Source organism: Acrocarpospora macrocephala (assembly GCF_009687865.1).
GTDB lineage: Bacteria > Actinomycetota > Actinomycetes > Streptosporangiales > Streptosporangiaceae > Acrocarpospora > Acrocarpospora macrocephala.
The window spans coordinates 1-21,940 of record NZ_BLAE01000059.1; the positions used below are offsets into that span (position 1 = coordinate 1).

Below are 21,940 nucleotides of genomic sequence, written 5' to 3' on the forward strand. Positions count from 1 at the left end.
ACCCTGGGCAGATAGGTCTCCTGGAGATGCCCGTTCGAGGCGTTGATGGTCAAGACGCTGGTGTAACCCTCATGCACCACCACGGCAGGCGTCACATTGGCCGCGGCCGGAGTGCCGGCGCCGGCGCTGAGGTCCTGGGTCACCCAGGCCGCGCCAACCCTGGGCAGATAGGTCTCCTGGAGATGCCCGTTCGAGGCGTTAATGGTCAAGACGCTGGTGTAACCCTCATGCACGACCGCGACCGGCTTGGTCGCGGAAGCCGGAGTGCCGGCGTCGGCGCTGATGTCCTGGCTGTACCAGGGAGAGCCGATCCCCGGCAGGTACGTCTCCTGGATATGACCATCGGCGGCGTTCCGCGTGAACATGCTGACGAAGCCCTCGTGCACCACCGCCGGACCGCCGGAAGGACTGCCAGGGAGAGGGTCGTCCGTGGTGTTGTTGTAGTGGATCGCGTGCTCGAAATTGCTCGTGATGTCGCTCCGCGACCGGAATCCCAGGTTCCCGAAGCTGCTGTTCGCATACGGGTTGCGAACCGTCTCGCCGGTGCTGTTGAAGGAGTAGAAGTAGGCGCCCTGGGCGTGGTCGGCCGCGTTCTTCCAGCGGGCGAACACTTCGACGTGATCCGACAGGCCTTTGAAATTCACCCGCAGGACGGCGTCTCCCGCATCGAGGTCGTCGAAGCTGGACAGGCGTGTGATCCGGCTGCCGATCCAGCTCTCGTAGACGCTGGTGTCGTAGTAGCCCTCGGGTAAGTGCCAGACCATCGACACCAGCCCGGAACAGTCGCGGCGATACCTGTCGGGGCCGTCAGGGCCAGTCCGCCATGTGCTTTTGTCCGAGCTGTTTAAGTAGGTGTATCCCTGGCTGACCCAGTATTGGGCCCGGGAAAGGATTTCGGAGCGGATGATTTGGCCGCCAGGTGTGGAAGCGGCGTGGGCGGGCACGGCGGTGGTGACGGTGGTCACCGCGACGCCTGTGAAGGCAAAGGCCGCCGCCGCCATGATGCTGAGGGCGCGGGGGATCAGGCGGTTGAGTTTCATAAGTACCTTCCGGCGGAAGAGTGTTCTCGTCCTTACGCCGGAAGGTTCGAGCGGCGTGCTGAAAATCCACTGAAAATCCGTGGAGGCCGGATTTCAGCGCGCGGCCGCGTCCCGCAGGTGGCCGTCGACCAGGTGGAGCTCGCCCAGGGGGCGCAGGATCAGCCTGTCGGTGCCGAAAATCGTGTCACCTTATGCGACCTGGGAATACTCATGGATCAGTCCGCCGAGGTGGTCGCGGCGAAGAACATGCGCGGTGCCCGGATCGGATCGGTTGCCGCTGGGTGGGCTGTTCGCCCGTTGGGCGGTGTCTGATTCAGGGTTCGGTGCGGCCGGTGGCGGTTGTAATGATCAATATAGTCGGCCAGGACGGCGTGCAGATGTCCCGATGATCAGAACCTCGGCTCTCTTCGAGCAGCGGGTATACCGCGAATCGCGGGCGTAGGCCCTCAGGAATTCTTCCAGAACTGGAATAGATAGTCCTCTGGGTAGTTCGAATCGGAGGTGGGGCGGCGATGGGCCAGGACGTTCCAGACGGTGTCCTCCTCGCCGAGGAGCAGGTAGGCGGTCTGGGTGTTGAGGAAGACGTCGCTGACGCAGATTTCGCCGAATTCTGAGAACAGCTGGGACGATATCGGGTCGTCGCTCCAGTCGTCCGGGTCTACCGGATCCGGGGGCTCGGACCAGAGTTCGAGTTTGACCGACGCGTACATGCCGGATGTCATTCCGAGAATGAGTGCGCAATTGTCCATGGTCTGGAACCAGGCGTCACCGGCGAATTCGGTGATGTCGAATTCGGTGCCGACGTCGTGGATGAAGAATTGTCCGTAATCTAATCCGACGCTGTCCTCGCTGCTTTCCTGTAAGGGCATGGGTGGTTCCTCGGGGCGGGCGCTGAAGTCTGGGAGCCCACGAAACAGGACGTGGGGGACGATCGTGCCGCAACGCGTGATCGATTGGGTAACTTCGCGTGCCGATGGAACGGGGTGGAACGGGATGGAACGCCTTAAGGCAGGGCGGAGCTGTTTTCGTGATGCCTGTCCCACCGTGTTCGTCTTATCGCGAAGAGTGATCAGGGAGTTCTTCTCATGGGGATATGGCATCGGCACGCGCGAGCGGGCTTGATGATCGCCGGGGTGGCCGTCGCGGGGGTCGTGCTCAGTGGATGCGGGGCTCTCGGGCTGACTTCCACCGCGCCGAGCAATGACAGCCCGTCGACCGCGGAGGACCCGGTGGCCAAGCAGACCGAAGATGCTCCTGAGGTTCCGGCCTTCGCGACCGACCTGGAGCGCGTGTGCGCGGACGGCCTCGGGTTCTCGGGGCTGCCGGAGTATCGCCGCTCCGACAAGGGCCTTCATCCCGCCGTCCTGATGCGCAAGTCCGACGATTCCTGGACGCAGAACTCGATCTCGCCGGGGGATTACCCCAAGGGCTGGATCCTCGACTTCGGCGACGACGTGTCCAAGACCCAGCTGGTCGCCTGCTACGAGCAGACCGGCACCACCCCGGCCGGAAAGGTCTGCGACATGGAGGAGAAGGAGACGAAGAAGGCGTACAAGATGACGATGTACAACACGTCATACCTGGTCCGTGTCGTGGACGCCCGCACCGGCAAGACGATCTCCCAGCACAAGGGCAGGGCCGCCTCCACCACCTGCCCGATAATCACGTTCTTCAGCGAGGGCGACGACAAGTCGAAGTACTACACCGAGGCCTCCGCCAAGGACTACCGCATCTTCCTCAGGCGTTACATCTCCACCTGACCGGCGAATGGGTGCAGGTCCCCCCCCGAGGGACCTGCATCCGGTTTGGGTTAGGAGAGGTTCCACTTCTGGTTGGCGGTGCCGGTGCAGGTCCAGATTTGGAGGCGGGTGGCGTCGGTGCTGGTGTTGCCGGTGACGTCTAGGCACTTGTTGGCGGCGGGGTTCACCAGGTCGCGGGCGGCTGTGTAGGTCCACTGCTGGTTGGGGGCGCCGGTGCAGGTCCAGAGTTGGGCCTGGGTGCCGTTGGCGGTGCCGTGGGAGACCAGGTCGAGGCACTTGCCCAGGGCGCGGAGGGTGCCGTCGCCTGGGCGGGTCCACTGCTGGGCGGCGGTGCCGTTGCAGGTGTAGAGCTGGACGGGGGTTCCGTCGGCGCTGCTGGCGCCCGCGACGTCGATGCACTTGCCGGCCAGGCCGGTAATGGGCGTGCCGCCGCCTCCGCCGGAGCCGGGGGTGCCCGACCAGGTGAAGGTCGCGGTCGTACGGGCGGGCAAGTTGTACACGAAGGACTGGTTGCCCCAGTTCACCCGTACAGACTGGGCGGATGTGCCGCCGTTGTGGGCGATCAGGGCCTTGGAGCCGTCGGGGTTGCGCCAGGCGACGTTCTGGATGGTGGCGTTGTTGGTGGAGTCGATCCGGAACGCGCCGGGCTTGACGAACTTGGACAGGTGGCCGGTGGTGTAGTACTCGATCGTGTAGTCGATCTGGCCCGCCCGCGCGCCGCCCTCCTGCACGGTGATCAGGCCGGTGCAGACGTCGCAGCCGCCGTTGTGCGGGCCCTGGAACTGGTTGAGCGCGAGGCTCCACTTGACCAGGCTGCCGCTCCAGTTGCGGGCGTAGGTGACGATGTCGGTCAGGTCCTCGTTGTGCTGGTTGCCGATCCAGTTGCCGCCGGAGTGCTCGGTGCTGAACTGTTTCACGGCCGGGAACTGGTTGTGGACCTGGGTGCCGACGGCGGGGTCGCCGAAGTAGCCGTGCCAGGCGACGCCGCCGAACAGGGGGTCGTTGCGCACGGCCGCGTCGTTGAGCACGCCCGAGCCCATGGTGGCCCAGTCGCCGTAGTTCCAGTCGTGGATGAGCACCTTGGTGGTGATGCCGGCCGCCCGGAACGCCGGGTAGATGTGGTTCTTGGTGAACTCGGCCAGGCCGGAGGAGTTCCAGCTCATGCCCGGGTAGTTCATCGCGGGCGGGTTGGCCGCCTGGCAGCAGTTGGGCTCGTTCTGGACGGAGATGTAGTCCACCGGGATTCCGGCGGCCTGGTAGCTCTGGATGTACTTGACGAAGTACTGGGCGTACATCGGGTAGTACGAGAACTGCAGCCAGCCCATCTGGTCCATCCGGCCGTTGTCCTTCATCCAGCCGGGCGCGCTCCACGGCACCCCCTTCACCCGGAGCGCCGGGTTGAGGGACTTGGCCTGCTGGGTCAGCAGCCGGACATTGGTGTCGTAGCCGTTGGCGCCGAAGTCGTTGAGGTTGCAGCAGGTGTCGTCCAGCGAGACGTTCCCCGGGCGGGACAGGTCGGAGGCGCCGATCGGGTTGCGCACGAAGCCGAGCCCGATGCCGTCGACCGGGTGGAACAGCTTGCGCATCGCGGCGTCGCGGGTGGTCGCGCTCACCGGGCCGCCGCGCAGCAGGTAGGCGGTGGTGTCGGTGATCGACGCCCCGGCGCCCTCGAACTGCTGGTACGTGGTGCCCTCGTTGACGGTGATCGTGTGGTTGGCGCTGCCGCCGGCGGGGCCGAACGTGATGGGGGACTGCTGCTGCAGGCCGCGGGTGACGTTGCGGCCGCCGGAGTCCGAGGTGGTGGTGAGCCAGATGTTGACCTGTTCGTTGGCGGCGTACGCGGGCGAGGCGATCACGGGCCCGGCGACCCAGACGATGGAGGCGAGGGCCACGCCGAGGGTGACGGCCCTGCGAGACGGACGGAACACGAAGGATTCCTTTCGCGACAGGCTCCGACGGGCCGGGAACCGTCGGCGTAACAAATGAAACAAGGCTTGAAACATGTCTTGTTGGAGAAGGACAACACGTGGGGAACTTGGTGTCAAGGTCCGTATATGTCGCATTCAGAGCCCGAAATAGGGTCACCATCGCCCTGTGAAACAAAATGAAACAAACTAGGCGGCCGGGCCGGTCGAGCCGCGGATGATGAGCTCGGTGCCCAGCGAGACGTGCAGGGCTTCCAGGGTGTGGCGGTCCAGCAGCCGCATCAGGAGCGTGACGGCCATGCGGCCCATTTCCTGCAACGGCTGGCGCACGGTGGTGAGCATCGGCCGGGTGGCGCGGCTCACGTCGATGTCGTCGAATCCGGCCACGGACAGGTCGCGGGGGATGCTGAGGCCGCGTTCTGCCGCTGCCCACATTGCGCCGACGGCCATCTTGTCGTTGAACCCGACCAGCGCCGTCGGGCGTTCGGGGAGATCGAGGAGTTCGCAGGCGGCGCGGTAACCGTTCTCGGTGTTCGGTTCGACGACCGTGCGCAGCAGCTGGGCGGCGGGCAGCACGCCCGCGTCGGCGAGGGATGCGGCATATCCGGCGAGCCGGGCGTCGCTGGCCAGCCAGTCCTCCGGGCCGCCGATGATGCCGACCCGGCGATGGCCGAGTTCCACCAGGTGGGACATGAGCTTGCGGGCCCCCGCGAAATGCGCGGCGGAGACGGCCACGATGTCCTTCGGCGGGGGCGTACGCGGATCGATCACCACGAACGGGAACTGGCGGTCGCGGAGCCTGACGAGCTCTTCCGCGGGTTCCGGCGGCAGGATGAGGATCGCGCCCGCGATGTCGGGCCGGTCGCCGAGGGTCGGCAGCACGGCGGTGCGCTGGGCGGCCTCACCCGCGCCGAGGATCAGCTGCCGCCCGTGCAGCTCCACGGTCTCGGCCACCGAGGAGACGATCAGCCCGAAGTAGTCGGTGAGCAGGTAGGGGCAGCGGACGTAGATCCCGCCCGGGACTGCGCCACGCCGCCGCGGCGCCTGGTCGCCGAGCCGGTCCACCGCGCGGAGCACGAGCTCCCGGGTGTGCGCGGCGACATTCGCCTGGCCGTTGAGCACCCGGGAAACGGTCGCGATCGACAGGCCCGTCTCGGCCGCGACATCCCGGACCGTCGCCCGATTTCCCGCCGATCTGGCCACCGCCACAGCATATTGACTCCCTCAACTTAAGCACCAGAATGAGCGGCTCCAGCGCCTGGACCTGCCTCCCGGAGGAGACGCGGGTCACCGGCGGTGGGTCAGGAAATCGCCGACCGCGGTCTGGAACTCGGCGGGTTTCTCCACCCAGGGCAGGTGGCCCGCGTTTTCCAGCACGACCCGGGAAACGCGCGGCAGCGCGTCCGCCAGCGAATTCACCGACCAGCGGGGGCGGATGTCCTGTTCGCCGTCCACGATCAGCGCGGGCACCTCGCAGGCCCGGCAGCGGTCGTGGAGTTCCGCGGTTCCCCAGGTGAGCTTGTCTTCGGCGTTGATGGCGGCGTTGTAGCCGAAATTAACGCCGAACCAGGGACTGGCCATGCCCTCGGCGTGTTCCAGCCCGTTATCGGCGAAATCCGCCGACCATTGGAGCACACACAATTCCCGCTCCTCGGCCTCCGAACGCACCCGGCCCTTCAATTCCGCCCACCGAGCCAGCCGCCCGCCCATACGCACCTGGAAATTCTTCTGGTACGGCTCCCGCCACGTGGCCACCGGATCGATTCCCGTACCCGCGATGTAGATCAACCCACTGACCTGCCCGGGATTATCAAGCGCATAACGCAACGCCAGCTGAGCTCCCCAGGAATGCCCGGCCAGCACCATCCGCTCCAACCCGAAATATCGCCGTACGGCCTCCAGGTCCGCGAGCGCCCGACCCCACGCGTACGGCCCGCGCCGATCCGATCGCCCGCATCCCCGCTGATCCCACCGATGGACCGTAGCTAAATTTTTCAACAGATCGGCCATGCCGCCGAACATGTCCCACAATCCCGGGCCACCGTGACAGAGCACCACAGGAACCCCCTGGCCGACCCGCGTCGCCCACAACCGCACGCCGTCGTCCGTCTCCACGGTTTCCCCCGGAAATTCAGAGGCCAAGATAATCCTCGATCAGATGCTGGCATCGATGCCATTTGTAGGTGATCGTCCCCACCTCCCGCCAGCGCCGGTTGAGCAGCAGCAGCCGCAGGATCGGATACGGAAATATCACCCCTTCCTGGGCCGTCAGCTCCCGCCATTCGGCCCGTGTCGGCAGGTAGACCCGCGCCCGCGCCATCCGCCCGAACCCGGGCCCCAACTCCACGATCTCCGCGTTCAGATCGGCGTGGATCGACTTGATCTCCGGCATGAGCGGCCGTAACCCCGAGAAATAGAAAGCCGCCACCGCCCCGATCGTCTGCGGAACCGACAGATCCCGATCATCAAGATCAGCGGCCTCCTCAATCAGCTCAATCAACCGATTGAAACAGCCGTTTATGCGGATAAATCGGGCGAGTTGTGGGTCATCGTGGTCGTCAGGGCCGTCATTCAGGGCGGGCAGCCTCATCCGATGCCCGAGCGTCAGCAGTTCCCGATCACCCCGCCCATCCGACCGTGCCGCCAGAACCAGCACCCCGACCACCAGCACCACCGTGACCACCGTCACCGCGATGATCAGCCACACCACGATCGTGGCGATCGCCCCCGCCACCGCGGTCAGCGCCGAGGCGTAGCTGACCGCCGTCCAGCACACGGCCACCACCGCCGCGCAGAACATCACCGCCTTGACCAGCCGCCACCCCGACTGCGTCCCGATGAAGGCGAGCACCACGGCCAGCACCAGCGCCACCAGCGGATCCCGCAGCCACCCGACCACCCCGTCCGCGCTCAGCCCGTCGACGAGCCCCGACCCCGGCGTCTCCCCGGCGGGCAGATTCACCGCCACGGCCACCAGCACCCCAGCCGCCGCCCCGAACAGCAGCACTTTCAGCAGCCGCGACGACACGAGCGCCGACAGCACGATCAGAACGATCGCCGTCACCGCTCCCGGCACCGGCTGGGTCACCCAGGCGACCACAACGCCCTCAGATATCAACCAGGTCCCATAGCCAGCCGCATAGCCGTCGACCAGGCGATTCACCGCCACGGCCGTCAGATTACGGCTTTCTCATTTACAGGAACGCCCCGAAGAAAATTGTCCGAAGGCCCCCCGGTCCTTCGCGCCTCAATTCTTGGCAAGCCACGCCCGGCGGGCAACCCGTTAACGGAAACAGTTCGTCCCGACAGCGGAGCTGGCGGAACGCGAACAGGGCGGCTGGCGATTAACCGTTCATTGCGGAGCAGGCGGAGCGTGAGCAGGGCGGCCAGCGATTGACCGTTCATTGCCGGCGGAGCGCGAGCAGGCCGGTCGGCGATTGACCGTTCATTGCTGGCGGCGGAGCAGGCGGAGCGTGAGCAGGGCGGCTGGCGATTGACCGTTCATTTCCGGCGGCGGAGCAGGCGGAACGCGAGCAGCGCGAGCAGGGCCACCAGCAATTGACCGCCGAGGACGAGCCGCCCGACATCGAGCGCCGGTTCCCAGCGGACCTCGCCGTCCTTGATGACATAGGCCCCGATCGGCCGTCCGGTGATGCCCCCGCCGCCGCCTTCGCCGGAGCCCAGCTCTCCATTGCCGTTGCCGAAGCCGCCCCCACCTCGGATGACGGCGGCGGGGATGACCGTGATTCCGTCGCGTTCGTACGGTTCGCCGTACACGCGCTGAGCGCCGGTGAGGCCGGACAGGAGCTCTCGAATATCCATACCCAAGTGTGTCCCCAATTCCATAGCAAGTGGTCGCCAAGTGGCCCGGCGTACAACGGAGGCATGGAAATCAGGCATCCGAAGCCCGCTGACGCGGACGCGATCTACGAACTGGTGGCCGAGCACGACACCCGGGTGCTCGGACGGCCGGACTTGACTCCGGCGGACGTACACGATCAGCTCACCGAGCCCGACTTCGATCCGGCCGCGGACGGCTGGCTCGCCCACGAGGGGGAGCGGCTGGTCGGCTGGGGCTGGGCCTGCCGCAAGGGGGCGAGCGACCGGGTGGACATCGACGTCCGGGCCCGCAGCGACGAAGCCGAGGAGGCGCTCTGGGAGCTGGTGCTCGGCCGGTTCAGCGGCGTCACCGCCGACATCGGCATCTACGCCCAGGACACCGCCCAGCAGGAGGCGGCCAGGGCGCGCGGGTTCGCGCCCGCGACCAGCTTCCACCGCATGCGCATCGACCACAACGGCGAGCCCGCGCCCTCGTTCCTGGCGGGCGTGACCGTCGAGACCGGCTCGGGCGACGACGAGGAACTGCTGCGCGCCGCCCACGCGATCAAGGAGGAGGCGTTCGCCGAACATTTCGGGCACGTCCCGCAGAGCTTCGAGGAGTGGGCCGACGCGCGGGAGGCCTCCAGCGCGCACGACTGGGGGCAGGTGCTCGTCGCGAAGGTGCACGGCGTTCCCGCGGCCGTGGTGGTCGGCACGAACCACTTCGTCCCCGACGAGAACTGCGGCTACGTGCTGACCCTGGCGGTCCGGCCCGCCTTCCGCGGCAAGTGGCTCGGCAAGCTGATGCTCCGCCGCGCGTTCGCGGCCGACTGGCGTCGCGGCCGCACCGGCACGATCCTGCACGTGGACTCCGGCAACACCACCCCGGCCCTGGACCTCTACCTGTCGGTCGGCATGCGCCGCATCCTCGCCATCGACATCTGGCAGAAGGCGCTCTGAACGCGTCAGGCCGCTTCCTGAACCTCGGCTTGGGCGGTGCACGGGACGCGGTGGCGCTCGTTGTGGCGGGCCAGCAGGAAGACGATCAAGGCCACCAGCAGCAGCGGGAGGCCCTTGATCAAGAAGGCGCCGGCGAGGGCGGGGGAGTCCCACCAGGCGTGCATGAGCATGGCCAGGGCGAGGCCGCCCGCGCCCACCAGGACGCGGCGCGGCATCGGCCGGCAGACGCGGCCGAAGAGATAGCCGAGGCCTGCGCCGCTGACGGCGGTCATCGCCCAGTGGCTCCACCAGGCGGAGAGCGCCACCCGGACGAACAGCGAGCTCAGGCTGTCGCTCACCTCGTGGACCCCGCCCGCGGCGGTGATCGTGTTGAAGACGTAGAGGAAGTCCTCGACGACCTGGAAGCCCAGCCCGACAAGGGCGCCGTAGCCGAATCCGGCGAGAGGCCCGCTGATGAGATGGGGAACCATCAGGGCGAGCAGCGCCACTCCGGCCACCTTGGCGAGTTCTTCGTCGATGGGGGCGACGATCATGTTGCCCCACCGGTCGGCGAACTCCAGGCCCACGGTCTTGCGCAGCAGGCTGAGGAACGCGGTGTTGGCCGCGAAGGCCACCCCGAAGGCGCCGAAGCCACCCCAGGCCACGGCCATCAACGCGTACCTCACCGGATGCGAGCGGACCGGGCGGATGCGATGGAACAGCCAGAACCCCACCAGCAGCAGGGGTACGAGCACGACCAGGCCGATCAGCGCGCCCGAGCTGAAGACGCCGGCCTGCGGCACAATGGTGATCAAGGTCGTGTACGCGCCGAGCGCGCACCCCACCGCCCACACCCAGAACGCCGGACGCCCCGTCATGCCCCGGCTCCGGCGAACCTGATCGAACGCAGCATCGCGCCGACATCCGCCCCCATGACCTCGGCGGGCGGCCCTGCCACCACGACGTCGGCCCCCAGCGCCGCGGCGGCGAAGACCGCGACCATGGCCATCCGATCCTGGAAGGTGACAGGCCCGGCCAGCCCCGGCACGCCCTGCGTGGTCGTGATGGTCACGGTCTCGCCCTGGCGGGCGTGGATGCCCCCGGCCTGCTCGATCCGGCCTAAGCCGTGCCACAGCTGCTCCGGCGTGGCCCCCTCGGACATGATGACGCTGAGCTGGAACGAGGTGGAGCCGTTGAGCAGCGCCACCGACTCCGACAGTTCCGTGGCGTCGATATCCAGCGCCCACCCGTCCGGCACCTGAACCGAGACCGGCCGCTGCTCGTCCTCCCCGAGCGGCCCCACCTGGATCCGCGCGCCCGCGGGCAACGGAACCGCGCCCGCGGAGACCCGCCGATCCGCCATCGGGAGCCCGACACCGAGCACGACCAGCACCGCGGCGACCGCCAGCGTCCCTGGCCATCCCTTGCGGTCCATCCGGTCCCCTCGGTCAGGAGGGGGATGCCTCAGTCATAGCCTGCCTGTTCCGGATCAAACGTGTTATGTCTTCCGCCGCGCCGCCCACACTGCCAGGGCCAGGCCGACAATGACCACGATCGGCCCGATGATCGCCCACGTGGTGTTGTCGCTCATGAAGCTACCGCCGATGAAGCCGAGGCCCTGCAGGGTCCAGACGGCCCCCATAAGCACCAGGAGGGCACCAAGACCGATCAAGAAGGGTTTTCCCATGCCCCCAGTCATAGCGCCTCTGAGGCGATCTTGGCGAGGTGCTGGGCGGTTTGCGGGGTCGGCGGCTTGAGAGTCAGCGGCGGACGCGGCTTCGGACGGCCAGCAGTGCCAAGGCCAGCAGGAGCGGGGCGAGCAGGCGCAGCACGAGTTCGATCCACTCGCCGGCCGGGGTGAGCGGGACGTCGGTGCCGCGCAGGAGCGAGGTCGCGGCGCGGACGCTGAAACGCACGGCGTCGCCGTACGCGAGGGGAGCGCCAGGGAAGCCCCACTGGACCAAGGCTGCGGACGTGGTGACAATGACGACCGCCAGGGCGGTCAGGGCGCGCCAGACGCGCACGCCGTAGCCGGACAGCAGCCAGTAGAGCGACACCAGCAGCCACTCGCCTAGCGTGGCTGTGACCCCGCGCCACCAGCGCTCGCGCAGCCGGACCCGGAACTCCTGCCAGAGCCCGATCCGGCGCATCTCCATCTCGCCGTAGTAGAACTCGGTGACGGCGGGCTCGTCCTTGGCCTCCTCGTGCATGCGGCGCAGGGCGTGGTAGTCCCCCTGGATGTTGCCGCTGACGGCGGCGTCCTGGTCGTCGCCGGGGATCGCCCAGCGCCGCCGGCGGCGGGCCGACCCGGTTCTGGCGCGGAAGCGGCGTTCGTCCGCCAGGGCGATCCGGCGGGTCACCCAGAGCGCGCGCGGGGTGTGGCCCCACGAGTTCCAGTCCTCGACCGCGAGCTGGTGCAGGTTGTGGGCGCCCGCGAACGAGCAGCGGGACAGGTCGACCGAGGAGAGGGTCAGGCCGGTCAGGTCCGTGCCGAGCACGCTGAGCAGCCGGGGGCGGTCGGCGGGGCGGTACTCGGTGATCGTGGCCGGGGCGGCGGCGATCGCGGAGGGCGCGCCGAAGTGCACATCGTGCAGGACGATCTCGGCCGGTCCCGACGAGGTGAGCCGGACGCCGCTCTCGAAGACGGTCCGGTCACATTTGAGCGTCCTGTCGGCCACCTCGATCCTGGCGCGGCGGCGGAACGTGCTCAGGCTGAAGTCCGTCAGGGGGGCGTCCAGGGTCAGGCTGGCGGCGCCTTCGAACAGAGCGCGGGTGAGACGGGCTCGGCTCCGGAACGTGACCCCGTCGAAGAGGACGTCCCCGTGGAAGCTCACCTGCTGGAACCAGGTCTCGCCCTCGAATTCCGCTTCGACGAAGCGCGTGTATCTGGCGAACGACGCGTCGCGAAAGGTCGCCTCGGCGCGGAAAACGGTGTTCCTGATCGTGCTGCGATGCTCGAATGTGGCGTGTGCGAACAGGGCCGGGCCGTTGAAGACCACGTTGTCCAGGGCGAACCGGTCGGCGAAGGTGGCGCCGGTGAAGTCCGCCGGGCCGTTGAAAACCAGGTCGGTCGAGTCGAATCGGCCCGTGAAGGTGCTGCCCTCGAAGGACGCGGGGCCCTCGAAGACCACCCTGCCGGATCCGAATCCGCCCAGGTCCTGGCCGCTGAGATCCACGTCGCGGACGATGGCACGGCCTTGGTCGTCATGCTCGCCCGTGCCGAAAGTATGCGCCAGGCAACCCTGGCTTCCGCGCAGTGCGTTCTCTGGACATTCGGTGCACGTCGGCATGAGAGAACAAGCTACTCGGAGGTCGCGATAACCTCCTCAGACATGGAGAGGATCTTCAGTGTCGAGGGTGCCCGTTCCCTCATGCCCGAGGCGCGCGAACTCGTCGGGGAGCTGATCGAGCTCCGCGCCGACCTGGCCGAACTCGGCTACGACCTGAAACAGTCCGGGACGTCGACGCGGGGTGGCCTGGCCGAGGCCAAGGGCCTGGAGGCCAGGATGGCCGAGATCGTCGGCTGGTTCTCCGACCAGGGCATCGAGCTCAAGGGCATCGCCCCGGTCCTGATCGACTTCCCCGCCGTCCTGGAGGGCATGTCGGTACGGCTCTGCTGGATCGAGGGCGAAGGCGAACTCGCCTGGTACCACCGCAGCGAACTGGGCTTCGCCGGGCGCCGGCCGCTCTGACCCGAGGCGGGTAACCGCAGCGGACTTCGCGGCCCAAAGGGGTAGCCGTGGTCGGGTCTGAAGGGGTGGCATTGGTCGGGTTCGCGGAACGACGGCTGTCTCTGACCTTCGGCCGGGAGCGGGGAGCCCACCAGCCAGACCTGGGTGTACTGATTCTCGGCCGGGAGCGGGGAGAGCCCGGGACGAGCTGAAGTCCTAGCCCTCCGGGTATTCCTCGCCAAACTCTCCGAGTTCCTCGAAGTCCTCGTTCAGGTTGCCCAGGATCGCGCCGTACCGGACGGTCACCATGCGGGCGACCGCCTCGTGGGCGCCCAGCGGTGACGCGCAGCCCATGCACTCCGCGGCGGCGGCCGTGATCCGGTCGGGGTCCACCTCGGGGCCGATCACGAAGGGCGCCAGCGCGATCCGGGACGCGCCGATGTTGCGCAGGCGGTCGGCCGCGTCGGCGACCGTGGGGCGGCCGTCGAAGGCGGCGGGGACGACGGGCAGGGCCAGGCGGGCGGCCAGCAGGACGGCGGTCGCGTCGGCGGCCCTGGCGGATTCGTCGCCGCCGACGGTGGCCACGATGATGCCGTCCACCGGCGAGGTCACGTTGAACAGGCGGATCCGGTCGGCGCGGGCCAGGCCGCGCTCCGACAGGCGTACGTGCAGGGCCTCGGCGAGGAAGGGGTGCGGGCCGAGCGGGTCGGTGACGGTCACCGGGGCCTCGCTCTCGGCGACCGCGTCACGGACCGAGCGCATCACGCGCGGGTGCGAGCCGGTGATCAGCGGGACCACGATGGCGGCGCGCGGGCGGGGTTCGTCGTCGGCTTCGGCGGGGAAGCCGCGGGTGGCGCGTTCGGCGGCGATGGAGGAGAACTCCTTGGCGAGGTCGGCGCCGCCGTCGGTGAGCGAGATGAGCCGGAGGTCGAGTTGCGGGTTGTCCACTCGGATGATCGAAGCCAGCTCGGTCACAACGTCGTCCACCGCCCCTGGGACCGCGAGCACCAGGGTGGGCGCGTCCGCGGGCAGGTTGACGGGCAGCGGCCTGCGATGGCGGCCGCCTCCGCCTGGGCGCGACGAGCGTTCCCGGATGGGGAGCTTCGCCGGAACGTCTTGACCTTCGTTCACACCGGCGGATTCTAGGACTAATCAGCCGAATTAGTGGAGTCGACGGGCCGATGCGTTCCCTGGGAGGAACATAGGAAGCGTGATCACGGTATTCGGCAGCGCCAACATGGACCTCGTCGCCTACGTCCCGCAAGCCCCTCACCTGGGGGAAACGGTGTCGGGAACCGAGTTTCGCACGGTTCCCGGCGGAAAAGGAGCAAACCAAGCGATCGCTGCGGCGCGGGCCGGCGCGGAGGTCGCCTTCGTGGGCGCGGTGGGGTCCGACGCGTTCGGGCCCGCGTTGCGGGCGGCGCTTGATGACGCTGGGGTGAACACCGAGGGGCTTCGGGTGGTCGACGGGCCGTCGGGGATCGCGCACATCGTGGTCGAGGAGGGCGGCGGGAACTCGATCATCGTGGTGGCGGGGGCGAACGGGACGGTCACCGGGCCCTCGGACCGGGATCTGGAGGTGATCGCCGCGTCGGACGCGCTGCTGCTCCAGCTGGAACTGCCGATGGAGGCGGTCGTCGCGGCGGCGGTCGCGTCGCCCGCGCCGGTGATCCTCACGCCCGCCCCGGTGGTGGAACTCCCGGACGAACTGCTCGACGCGGTCGCCCTGCTCGTCTGCAACGAGCACGAGGCCGCCGCGATCACCGGCCTGGGCGTGCCCGACAGAGCCCTGGAAGCCCTTCTGGAGCGCGTTCCGGAGCTTGTGGTCACTCTGGGGTCAAAAGGGGCTCTGTACGGCTCACGCGACGGCTCACGCCTCTGGGCGCCCGCCGTGCCGGTCAAAGTGGTGGACACCACGGCGGCCGGGGACACGTTCGTGGGCGCGCTGGCGGTGGCGCGGGCCGAAGGGCGCGGCCCGGAACAGTTCCTGCGGTTCGCCTCGACGGCCGCGGCGCTGTCGGTCCAGCGGGCGGGGGCGTCCACGTCGATGCCGCTCCGGCACGAGATCGACCAGGCGCTGGACGATCAGCCGCTGGCCAATCCGTAGGCGACGGCGTGCCGATGCCCGAGCCGTCCGGCGACGTCACCGCGCCCGACCGGCGTGGCCAGCTCGCGCGCCAGCACCGCGAGCACTTCGTCGTCCCCTGCCTGGCCGCCGATCACGACCGCCCGCTCGTACGGCACCGCGAGCTCTTCCAGCGCCCGCCTGAGCGTCGCCCCCAGCACCGCACGCTTGATCGACAACCGCAGCGACCGCCACTCCGCCGGGCTCATCGCCGCCGAGAACGGCAACAACCCCGCAGGCCCCTGTACGGCCAGCCACCCCACCGCACTCCCCGCGTTTGGACCGGTTGTCGAGGACGCGTCAGGTGATCCCCAGACAGGCGCACGCTTGTTCGCTGCTCAGCCTGTCAATCACAATCACCCTGGTAAACTGTAGTCACTTGTTCACCATGGGTTTACATAGGTTTGCCATGGCTGGGGAGGGTTGATGCAGGTCGTCCAGGCCTACCGGTACGCGCTCGACCCGACCCCGCGCCAGGAACGTCTGCTCCGTTCCCACTGCGGCGCCGCCCGCCTGGCCTTCAACTGGGGTCTGGCGCGGGTCAAGGCCAATCTGGCCCAGCGGGAGGCCGAACGCTCCTACGGCATCCCGGATGCTCAGCTGACCCCGCCGCTGTCGTGGTCGATGTATTCGCTGCGTAAAGCCTGGAACGGGGCCAAGCAGGAGGTCGCGCCGTGGTGGGCGGAGAACTCCAAAGAATCTTACGCATGCGGCCTGGATCGGCTGGCCACCGCGTTGACGAACTGGAGCGAGTCCAGGAAAGGCACCCGTAAGGGCCCGAAGATGGGATTTCCCCGATTCCGGTCCAAACGCAATCAGGCCATGTCGGTGCGGTTCACCACCGGGGCGATCCGCCTGGACGGCCGCACCCACGTGCTGCTGCCGGTACTCGGGCGTATCAAAACCCACGAGTCCACCCGCAAGCTGGCCCGCCGGATCGAGGCGGGCACCGCACAGATCCGCTCGGCCACCGTCCGCCTCGAAGCCGGGCGCTGGCTCGTCTCGTTCTCCGTCCAGATCGAGCGCGCCGCAGCCACGCCGTCGCGGCCGGAGGCGGTGGTCGGGGTGGACTTGGGCGTTAAGACCCTGGCCGTCTACTCCGACGGCCGTCCGCCCACGGCCAACCCCCGGCACCTGGCCGCCGCCTCCCGCAAGCTGCGCCGCCTGTCTCGGGCGGTGTCCCGCAAGCAGGGCCCGGACCGGCGCAGCGGACAGAAACCGTCCGGCCGGTGGCGAAAGGCCGACGCCGCGCGCAACCGGATCCACCACCGAGTGGCCGCGCTGCGCCGCGACGCCATCCACAAGCTCACCACGACACTGGCAGGCGAATACGGCACGCTGGTGGTCGAAGACCTCCACGTCGCCGGGATGGTGAAGAACCGTCGGCTGGCCCGCGCGATCTCCGACGCCGGGTTCGCCGAGATCCGCCGCCAACTCGCCTACAAGACCGCGTGGGGCGGCGGGCGGTTGGTGGTGGCCGGCCGCTGGTTCGCCTCCAGCAAAACGTGTTCCGGATGCGGCGCGGTGAAAGCCAAACTCGCCCTCTCCGAACGCACCTACACCTGCACCGCCTGCGATCTAGTCCTGGACCGGGACGTGAACGCCGCGCTCAACCTGGCTTCCCTGGTGAAGCACACCGTCGCCGGGAGTGGCCCGGAGACGCTAAACGGACGTGGAGCCGACCATAAGACCCCGCCTGCCGGGGCCGGTGGCTGTGAAACGTCTACCCCGCACCGGGCACCGCCCAGACCAGACGGGGACCTCCGCCCAGCAATGGACGGATCACTGAGAAACACTGAAACTCAGTGAACGGCTTCGTAGATGCGCATCGCTCAAGCTCCAGCGCCTCCTCCACCGAACACTGCACGAGCACGCCGGGCGCGCCCACCGCCGACCCGATCGACCCCGCCACCGCGTCGGACGGTGCGTCGGTCAGCACCGGCACGGTCGTCTCCAGCTCCCCGAACCCGAACGCCGCCGTCGCGGCGTCGGCCGCCAGCAGCAGCGGATCGTCCAGCCGGTTGGTGACATGCGCCCGTACTGATCCGTGCGCGAATAGTGACACCCAAGGAGGTTGTCAAGCTATACGACATGTAATGCAAATGCTTACAAATCGAACGATTGACAAAAGGCAGAAAATGTTCCGAAATCGCGCCTTAAATGGACCGATAATTGGTTTGGGGTCGCGCGCATTGTGTCGGTGCCAGGTCGTATCGTGGGCGCTATGTCCGATGCGGAGATCATTGAGGTCGCCGGCCGGGAAGTGAAGATCACCAGCCCTGAGCGGGTGGTCTTTCCCCGCACCGGCCACACCAAGCTGGACCTGGTCCGTTTCTACGCCGCCGTGGGGGAGGGCGCCCTCCGCGGCGTCGCCGACCGCCCGCTGGTGCTCAAACGATTCGTGCACGGCGTCGACGAGGAACCGTTCTTCCAGAAGCGCGCCCCGGCCAAGCGCCCGGCCTGGATCGAGGTGGCCGAGCTGCGCTACCCGTCCGGCCGCTCCGCGGAGGAGGTCGTCGGCCGCGATCTCGCCGCCGTGCTCTGGACCGTCAACCTGGGCTGCGTGGACCTGAACCCGCACCCGGTCCGCGTCCCCGACCTGGATCACCCCGACGAGCTGCGGATCGACCTCGACCCGGTGCCCGGCGTCGCCTGGGACGAGATCGTCGACGTCGCCTTCCTGGCCAGGGACGTGCTCGGCGAGCACGGCCTGACGGCCTGGCCGAAAACCTCGGGCTCGCGCGGCTTCCACGTCTACGCCCGGATCACCCCCGGCTGGACCTTCCCCCAGCTGCGCAAGGCGGCCGAGGCCGTGGCCAGGGAGATCGAAAGCCGTGCCCCCGGCCTGGCCACCAGCCACTGGTGGAAGGAGGAACGCCAGGGCGTCTTCGTGGACTTCAACCAGAACGCCCGCGACCGCACGGTCGCCTCCGCCTACAGCGTGCGCCCGACCGGCCTGGTCTCCACCCCGCTGCGCTGGGAGGAGGTCCGCGGCTGCCGCCCCGAGGCGTTCTCCCTCGCCACCGTCCCCGCCCGCTTCGCCGCCGAAGGGGACCCCTGGGCGGAGATGGACTCCGCAGCGGCCGAGGGATCCCTGGATTCGCTGCTCGCGCTGGCCAAGGAGCAGGGCCCGCGCCCCAAGGCGCCCAAGGGCACCGGCCGCCGCCAGCCCACCATGCCGCTGATCGAGATCGCCCGTGCCGAGACGAAGAACGAGGCGCTCGTGGGCCTGGACCGCTGGAAGGCCCGCCACCCCGAGGTCGCCGCGCTGCTGGAGCCCGCCGACATCCTGGTCGACTCCATGCGCGGCCGCAGCTCCGCCTGGACCCGGATCCGGATCAACCTCCAGCATGTCCCCGAATCTGAGCGTCCGGCCCAGGAGGCGCTGGAGGTCGACTACGACCCCTGGAAACGCTAGTTGCCGGGGCCGTACACGTCCCAGAGCTCGCCCAGGAAGAACGCGCCGAAACGGGCCAGCGCCGCCGCGCCGCCGGGACCGGCGGTGTGGAAGGTGGTGAGCATCCTGGTCAGGTCGGCCGGCGAGATGCGCAGGGTTCCGGTGCCCAGGACGCTGCCTTCCTCGCCCTCCTCGACATAGCCCTCCAGCAGGGTGCTGTGCAGAGTAGAGGTGTCCAGCCACAGCCGGGTCGGCGGGCCGTGCTTCACGTGCTTCACGCCGAGCAGGGTGCGGGGCTGGTTCTCGCCGTCGCGGAAATGCAGCCGATAGCGCATTTCCCGGTGCTCGGGCGACTCTCCAGGCGCGAAGAGGTTGAACCAGCCCCGCTCGATCGGGCGCCGGCCCCCGCAAATGGCGGCGTCGATCCATCCTTCGGCCCGGGCGAGGTGCTCGGGCTCGGTGAGGAAACGGTCTACATCGTCGGCGGTGATGGTGATGTGGAACGCGAAGCCGTCGCCGCCGTTGAGCGTGCCGCGCATTTCCTCGGTGAACGACAGGGCGGTGCGGACGGGCATTGGCGCGTTCTTTCTGGTGGTGATCCGGTCCGCCATCCGGTCGGCCATGGCGGCGATGGTGAGCGAGGGGTTCGGCCCCACCGGTCCTGGCATGGCCGCGCCGTCGGCGACGTACAGGCCGGGGAAGCCGAACACCTCGCCGCGCGAGTCGCAGACGCCCTCGCCGATGTGGCGGCCCATCGGGGCGCCGCCGAGCGGGTGCGCGGTGAGCACCCGCCGCAGCGGCGCGTCGGAGTATTCGGCGCCGAGGACGTCGCCGATACGCCGCATGGTGCCGCGCAGCTCCGCGTAGTACTCCCTGCTGGTCTCCGCGTCCCAGTCCAGGACGAGCCGCTCGCCGTGCAGCCGCAGCACGCCGTCGGGGACGTCCCGGCCCATGCCGAGGATCGGCAGCGACCGGTCGGACAGCTCGCCGGTGCCCAGCAGCCGGGACAGCTCCGCGGACAGGTTGTGGTCGCGGGTGATCAGGCCCCGCAGCCGCTCCCAGACGAACCGCACGGCCCGCTTGAACTCATCCCCCACGTCGGCGGCCTCGGCGATCCAGTCCACGAAGGCGGGGAAGCCGCCCTCCTGGATGTAGGCGCCGTCGGGCAGCCGGATGGAGCTGGTGATCACCGGCCCCCGGCTGGCCGCGATCGGCCGGTCCTGGGCGCGCAGCAGGAACGAGATGATGTCGCCGTTGCCGGAGAACCGGGTCCCCAAGGTCTTGCTGATCCCCGGCAGCTGGTTCTTGAGCAGGAGATAGGTCGTGCCGTAGGTTCCCGCGGCCAGCACCAGCCGGTCACAGCTGATCGTCTGCAGTTCGGTCAGCGGATCGCGCTGGACGAAGCCGACCTCGTAGCCGCCGCCCGGCCTCGGGGTGATCGTCCGGACCTCGTGCAGGGTCCGCAGATCCGCCCCGTGCCGCCGGGCCGCAGATAGATAGGTGTGATCGAGGCTGTTCTTCGCGCCCTCGTTGCAGCCGATGTCGCACTCACCGCACAGCTTGCAGGTCCGGCGGGGTACGCCGTGCAGGTTGCCGTACTCCGGATCCACGATCTGGAGCCCGATCTCCGGCCGCGCCCCCGGCTTCGGCGCGAAGCTGACCGCCAGCGGCGGCAGCTGCCAGTCCAGACCCAGCTCGGCCGCCGCGTCCTGCATGGCCCGCGTCTTGGCCGTGTCCTGGTAACCCTTCTTGTCGAGCGGGTACGCCGCCGCCCCCATCATGCGCTCCACCGCGTCATAGTGCGGATCCAGCATGTCCCTGCTGATCGGCCAGTGCTCGTAGCCCCCGCCCGGCAGCGGCGACTCCCGCACGAACCACTTCTCCTCCTTGCGGAGCAGCACGTTGGCGTAGATCAGCGACCCGCCGCCGAGCCCGCTGGACACCACCGAGTCGCAGTCGCCGAAGCTCCACACGTCGAACAGCCCGTGCAGGCCCGCGGCCGGATCCCAGAACGCTTTCCCCATCTGGGCGGGGCTGCGCGGGAACGAACCGGGCGGCCAGGCCCGGCCGCGCTCCATCACCACCACCTCGAACCCGGCCTCCGCCAGCCGGTAGGCCGCCACCGAGCCCCCGAACCCGGAGCCGGCGACGAGGACGTCAACGTGCTCCATCACGCCCGCCCTCGCTGTGCTTGCGCAGGAACTCCAGGATGTGCGGGAAGACGTCGCGGGCGGCGTCCTTGCCGATGATCGGATCGACGTGGCCGTAGCCGGGCAGCACCTGCAGCTCGTGCAGCCCCGGCCGGGCCTTCGACATGATCTGGTGGCAGACGATGTTGGAGTCGCGGAAGACGTGATTACGGTCCCCGGTCAGGAACAGGACCGGCGTGTCGATGTGCTCCGCGAGCTCCAGATAGTCCTTCGGCAGGGCCGGGAACCGGTCGTCGTGCCGGACGGCGTGCCCGGCGCGGACCATCCGCCGCATGTGCCGGTAGTAGTGCAGCCCGTTCGCGCCGAACAGGTCGGCCACCCGGGCGTGCGTCGCCGGGTCCAGGTTCTCGTGGCTCCACAGCCCGGGATTGCCCGCCCCCCACATGAAACTGATCATGTGGCAGGCCCGGAAGTCGCACTCGCGGTGGAACAGGGACACCGCGCGCGAGATCATCCAGCCCCGGGTCAGCACCGGCGCGTCCCCGAACCGCGAGTCCAGGAACGACACGCCCGCGATGTAGTCGAAGAAGCCCGGCCCCAGTGCGAGCTTGATCTTGGACCAGCGCGGCACCCGGGTGACCAGCGCCACGCTGTTGGAGGTCATGCTGGCGATCTCGCCGACCAGGCCGGCGGCCAGGCTCATCATGAACGACACCGAGCCGAGGCACTGCGCGATCACGTGCACCCGCTTGTTCCCGATGTGCTTGCGTAACTCCCGCAATGCGGCCGGATGGTCGAACAGGGCGATGTCGTCGAGGGTGAACCGGTGTGTCTCGGTGTCGTACGGGAAGCGGTTGCTCATCCGGAAATCCAGCGACCACACGTCCGGGTAGCCGCTGTCCAGCAGGAACGAGACCAGGTTGCGGTGCTCGGGCATGATGAACATGTCCGTGGACGCCGGGAGCCCGTGCAGCAGCAGGATCACGTCGTCGCTGTCGGCCCGGTGGAAGCGGTGCAGCTCCAGGCCGAGCCCGTCCTCGGTCGCGAACGGATGCTGCGACACCTCGGCGTTCGGCACGCCTTCCGTGGTGAAACGCGCGATCCGCATGGTTCC

The 21,940-nt window shown here is 68.6% G+C and carries 23 protein-coding genes; 6 read left to right on the forward strand and 17 right to left on the reverse strand.

The features are described 5' to 3' along the window. The 3 genes from Amac_RS39720 to Amac_RS39730 form a co-directional block, all read right to left on the reverse strand. Positions 1–1,040: hypothetical protein (locus Amac_RS39720; RefSeq protein ID WP_218041573.1), on the reverse strand; the 1,040-nt coding region annotated here is incomplete at its 3' end. A 215-nt stretch (positions 1,041–1,255) separates the two neighbouring features. Further along, on the reverse strand, positions 1,256–1,417 hold the full coding sequence (locus Amac_RS58175) for an integrase core domain-containing protein (RefSeq protein WP_155359639.1): 162 nt from the start codon (positions 1,415–1,417) through the stop codon (positions 1,256–1,258). Between the two features lie 69 nt (positions 1,418–1,486). Continuing rightward, the gene (locus Amac_RS39730) at positions 1,487–1,909 is read right to left on the reverse strand and encodes a hypothetical protein (protein ID WP_155359588.1); all 423 of its coding nucleotides are present in this window, start codon (positions 1,907–1,909) and stop codon (positions 1,487–1,489) included. Positions 1,910–2,125: 216 nt separating this feature from the next. Here Amac_RS39730 and Amac_RS39735 point away from each other — a divergent pair, with 216 nt between their 5' ends. Further along, on the forward strand, positions 2,126–2,800 hold the full coding sequence (locus Amac_RS39735; RefSeq protein WP_155359589.1) for a hypothetical protein: 675 nt from the start codon (positions 2,126–2,128) through the stop codon (positions 2,798–2,800). 50 nt (positions 2,801–2,850) lie between these two features. Here Amac_RS39735 and Amac_RS39740 read toward each other — a convergent pair whose 3' ends face one another. From Amac_RS39740 to Amac_RS39760, 5 genes are all read right to left on the reverse strand, one after another. Beyond that, complete coding sequence (locus Amac_RS39740; protein WP_218041574.1) at positions 2,851–4,728, reverse strand: ricin-type beta-trefoil lectin domain protein; 1,878 nt, start codon at positions 4,726–4,728, stop codon at positions 2,851–2,853. A gap of 186 nt (positions 4,729–4,914) precedes the next feature. Next, positions 4,915–5,928, reverse strand: a complete 1,014-nt coding sequence (locus Amac_RS39745) for a LacI family DNA-binding transcriptional regulator (protein ID WP_155359591.1) — start codon at positions 5,926–5,928, stop codon at positions 4,915–4,917. Between the two features lie 84 nt (positions 5,929–6,012). Then, positions 6,013–6,867, reverse strand: a complete 855-nt coding sequence (locus Amac_RS39750) for an alpha/beta fold hydrolase (RefSeq protein ID WP_155359592.1) — start codon at positions 6,865–6,867, stop codon at positions 6,013–6,015. After that, on the reverse strand, positions 6,857–7,894 hold the full coding sequence (locus tag Amac_RS39755) for a hypothetical protein (protein ID WP_155359593.1): 1,038 nt from the start codon (positions 7,892–7,894) through the stop codon (positions 6,857–6,859). The genes Amac_RS39750 and Amac_RS39755 overlap by 11 nt, the downstream gene beginning before the upstream one ends. 332 nt (positions 7,895–8,226) lie before the next feature. Further along, on the reverse strand, positions 8,227–8,547 hold the full coding sequence (locus Amac_RS39760; RefSeq protein WP_155359594.1) for a sporulation protein: 321 nt from the start codon (positions 8,545–8,547) through the stop codon (positions 8,227–8,229). Between the two features lie 63 nt (positions 8,548–8,610). On the opposite strand from Amac_RS39760, the gene Amac_RS39765 reads away from it, so the two are divergent. After that, positions 8,611–9,504: a GNAT family N-acetyltransferase gene (locus tag Amac_RS39765; RefSeq protein WP_155359595.1), complete on the forward strand. Its 894-nt coding sequence runs from the start codon at positions 8,611–8,613 to the stop codon at positions 9,502–9,504. A 5-nt stretch (positions 9,505–9,509) separates the two neighbouring features. On the opposite strand, the gene Amac_RS39770 is transcribed toward Amac_RS39765, so the two are convergent. The 4 genes from Amac_RS39770 to Amac_RS39785 all read right to left on the reverse strand — a co-directional run bounded on the left by Amac_RS39770 (position 9,510) and on the right by Amac_RS39785 (position 12,659). Further along, positions 9,510–10,361, reverse strand: coding sequence for a PrsW family intramembrane metalloprotease (locus Amac_RS39770; protein ID WP_155359596.1), 852 nt, complete (start codon positions 10,359–10,361; stop codon positions 9,510–9,512). Next, positions 10,358–10,918 carry a hypothetical protein gene (locus Amac_RS39775; protein WP_155359597.1) on the reverse strand — a complete coding sequence of 187 codons (561 nt, stop codon included), beginning with the start codon at positions 10,916–10,918 and terminating at the stop codon, positions 10,358–10,360. Before Amac_RS39775 ends, Amac_RS39770 begins: the two co-directional genes overlap by 4 nt. A 63-nt stretch (positions 10,919–10,981) precedes the next feature. Next, positions 10,982–11,170: a hypothetical protein gene (locus Amac_RS39780; RefSeq protein WP_155359598.1), complete on the reverse strand. Its 189-nt coding sequence runs from the start codon at positions 11,168–11,170 to the stop codon at positions 10,982–10,984. A gap of 73 nt (positions 11,171–11,243) precedes the next feature. Then, positions 11,244–12,659: a pentapeptide repeat-containing protein gene (locus Amac_RS39785; protein WP_170322897.1), complete on the reverse strand. Its 1,416-nt coding sequence runs from the start codon at positions 12,657–12,659 to the stop codon at positions 11,244–11,246. A 156-nt stretch (positions 12,660–12,815) separates the two neighbouring features. Here Amac_RS39785 and Amac_RS39790 point away from each other — a divergent pair, with 156 nt between their 5' ends. Next, positions 12,816–13,175, forward strand: a complete 360-nt coding sequence (locus tag Amac_RS39790) for a DUF2203 domain-containing protein (protein ID WP_155359600.1) — start codon at positions 12,816–12,818, stop codon at positions 13,173–13,175. Positions 13,176–13,370: 195 nt separating this feature from the next. Here the strand turns inward: Amac_RS39790 and Amac_RS39795 are convergent, their stop codons facing one another. After that, positions 13,371–14,285 (reverse strand): sirohydrochlorin chelatase, encoded by a 915-nt coding sequence (locus Amac_RS39795; RefSeq protein ID WP_174900281.1) that lies wholly within the window; start codon positions 14,283–14,285, stop codon positions 13,371–13,373. 79 nt (positions 14,286–14,364) lie between these two features. On the opposite strand from Amac_RS39795, the gene Amac_RS39800 reads away from it, so the two are divergent. After that, a complete protein-coding gene (locus Amac_RS39800; protein ID WP_174900282.1) occupies positions 14,365–15,261 on the forward strand; it encodes a ribokinase in 897 nt (298 codons plus the stop codon). Here Amac_RS39800 and Amac_RS39805 read toward each other — a convergent pair. Beyond that, a complete protein-coding gene (locus tag Amac_RS39805; protein ID WP_155359602.1) occupies positions 15,240–15,542 on the reverse strand; it encodes a diol dehydratase reactivase ATPase-like domain-containing protein in 303 nt (100 codons plus the stop codon). The genes Amac_RS39800 and Amac_RS39805 overlap by 22 nt on opposite strands. Before the next feature lie 163 nt (positions 15,543–15,705). Here Amac_RS39805 and tnpB point away from each other — a divergent pair, with 163 nt between their 5' ends. Beyond that, positions 15,706–17,088, forward strand: a complete 1,383-nt coding sequence (gene tnpB, locus Amac_RS39810; RefSeq protein ID WP_155359603.1) for an IS607 family element RNA-guided endonuclease TnpB — start codon at positions 15,706–15,708, stop codon at positions 17,086–17,088. Here the strand turns inward: tnpB and Amac_RS39815 are convergent. Further along, on the reverse strand, positions 17,003–17,344 hold the full coding sequence (locus Amac_RS39815; protein ID WP_155359604.1) for a propanediol/glycerol family dehydratase large subunit: 342 nt from the start codon (positions 17,342–17,344) through the stop codon (positions 17,003–17,005). The two genes, tnpB and Amac_RS39815, sit on opposite strands and share 86 nt — an antisense overlap. 159 nt (positions 17,345–17,503) lie before the next feature. Here Amac_RS39815 and Amac_RS39820 point away from each other — a divergent pair, with 159 nt between their 5' ends. After that, a complete protein-coding gene (locus Amac_RS39820) occupies positions 17,504–18,697 on the forward strand; it encodes a DNA polymerase domain-containing protein (protein WP_155359605.1) in 1,194 nt (397 codons plus the stop codon). Here Amac_RS39820 and Amac_RS39825 read toward each other — a convergent pair. After that, positions 18,694–20,847 carry a GMC oxidoreductase gene (locus Amac_RS39825; protein ID WP_155359606.1) on the reverse strand — a complete coding sequence of 718 codons (2,154 nt, stop codon included), beginning with the start codon at positions 20,845–20,847 and terminating at the stop codon, positions 18,694–18,696. The two genes, Amac_RS39820 and Amac_RS39825, sit on opposite strands and share 4 nt — an antisense overlap. Further along, the gene (locus Amac_RS39830; RefSeq protein ID WP_155359607.1) at positions 20,834–21,934 is read right to left on the reverse strand and encodes an alpha/beta fold hydrolase; all 1,101 of its coding nucleotides are present in this window, start codon (positions 21,932–21,934) and stop codon (positions 20,834–20,836) included. Before Amac_RS39830 ends, Amac_RS39825 begins: the two co-directional genes overlap by 14 nt. Positions 21,935–21,940: the final 6 nt, after the last annotated feature.

Bases quoted from the DNA above. Each gene is read 5' to 3' on its own strand.
- Amac_RS39730 (WP_155359588.1), bottom strand. From the start codon at position 1,909: ATGCCCTTACAGGAAAGCAGCGAGGACAGCGTCGGATTAGATTACGGA.
- Amac_RS39735 (WP_155359589.1), top strand. From the start codon at position 2,126: ATGGGGATATGGCATCGGCACGCGCGAGCGGGCTTGATGATCGCCGGG.
- Amac_RS39760 (WP_155359594.1), bottom strand. From the start codon at position 8,547: ATGGATATTCGAGAGCTCCTGTCCGGCCTCACCGGCGCTCAGCGCGTG.
- Amac_RS39765 (WP_155359595.1), top strand. From the start codon at position 8,611: ATGGAAATCAGGCATCCGAAGCCCGCTGACGCGGACGCGATCTACGAA.
- Amac_RS39770 (WP_155359596.1), bottom strand. From the start codon at position 10,361: ATGACGGGGCGTCCGGCGTTCTGGGTGTGGGCGGTGGGGTGCGCGCTC.
- Amac_RS39775 (WP_155359597.1), bottom strand. From the start codon at position 10,918: ATGGACCGCAAGGGATGGCCAGGGACGCTGGCGGTCGCCGCGGTGCTG.
- Amac_RS39780 (WP_155359598.1), bottom strand. From the start codon at position 11,170: ATGGGAAAACCCTTCTTGATCGGTCTTGGTGCCCTCCTGGTGCTTATG.
- Amac_RS39790 (WP_155359600.1), top strand. From the start codon at position 12,816: ATGGAGAGGATCTTCAGTGTCGAGGGTGCCCGTTCCCTCATGCCCGAG.
- tnpB (WP_155359603.1), top strand. From the start codon at position 15,706: ATGCAGGTCGTCCAGGCCTACCGGTACGCGCTCGACCCGACCCCGCGC.
- Amac_RS39820 (WP_155359605.1), top strand. From the start codon at position 17,504: ATGTCCGATGCGGAGATCATTGAGGTCGCCGGCCGGGAAGTGAAGATC.
- Amac_RS39825 (WP_155359606.1), bottom strand. From the start codon at position 20,847: ATGGAGCACGTTGACGTCCTCGTCGCCGGCTCCGGGTTCGGGGGCTCG.
- Amac_RS39830 (WP_155359607.1), bottom strand. From the start codon at position 21,934: ATGCGGATCGCGCGTTTCACCACGGAAGGCGTGCCGAACGCCGAGGTG.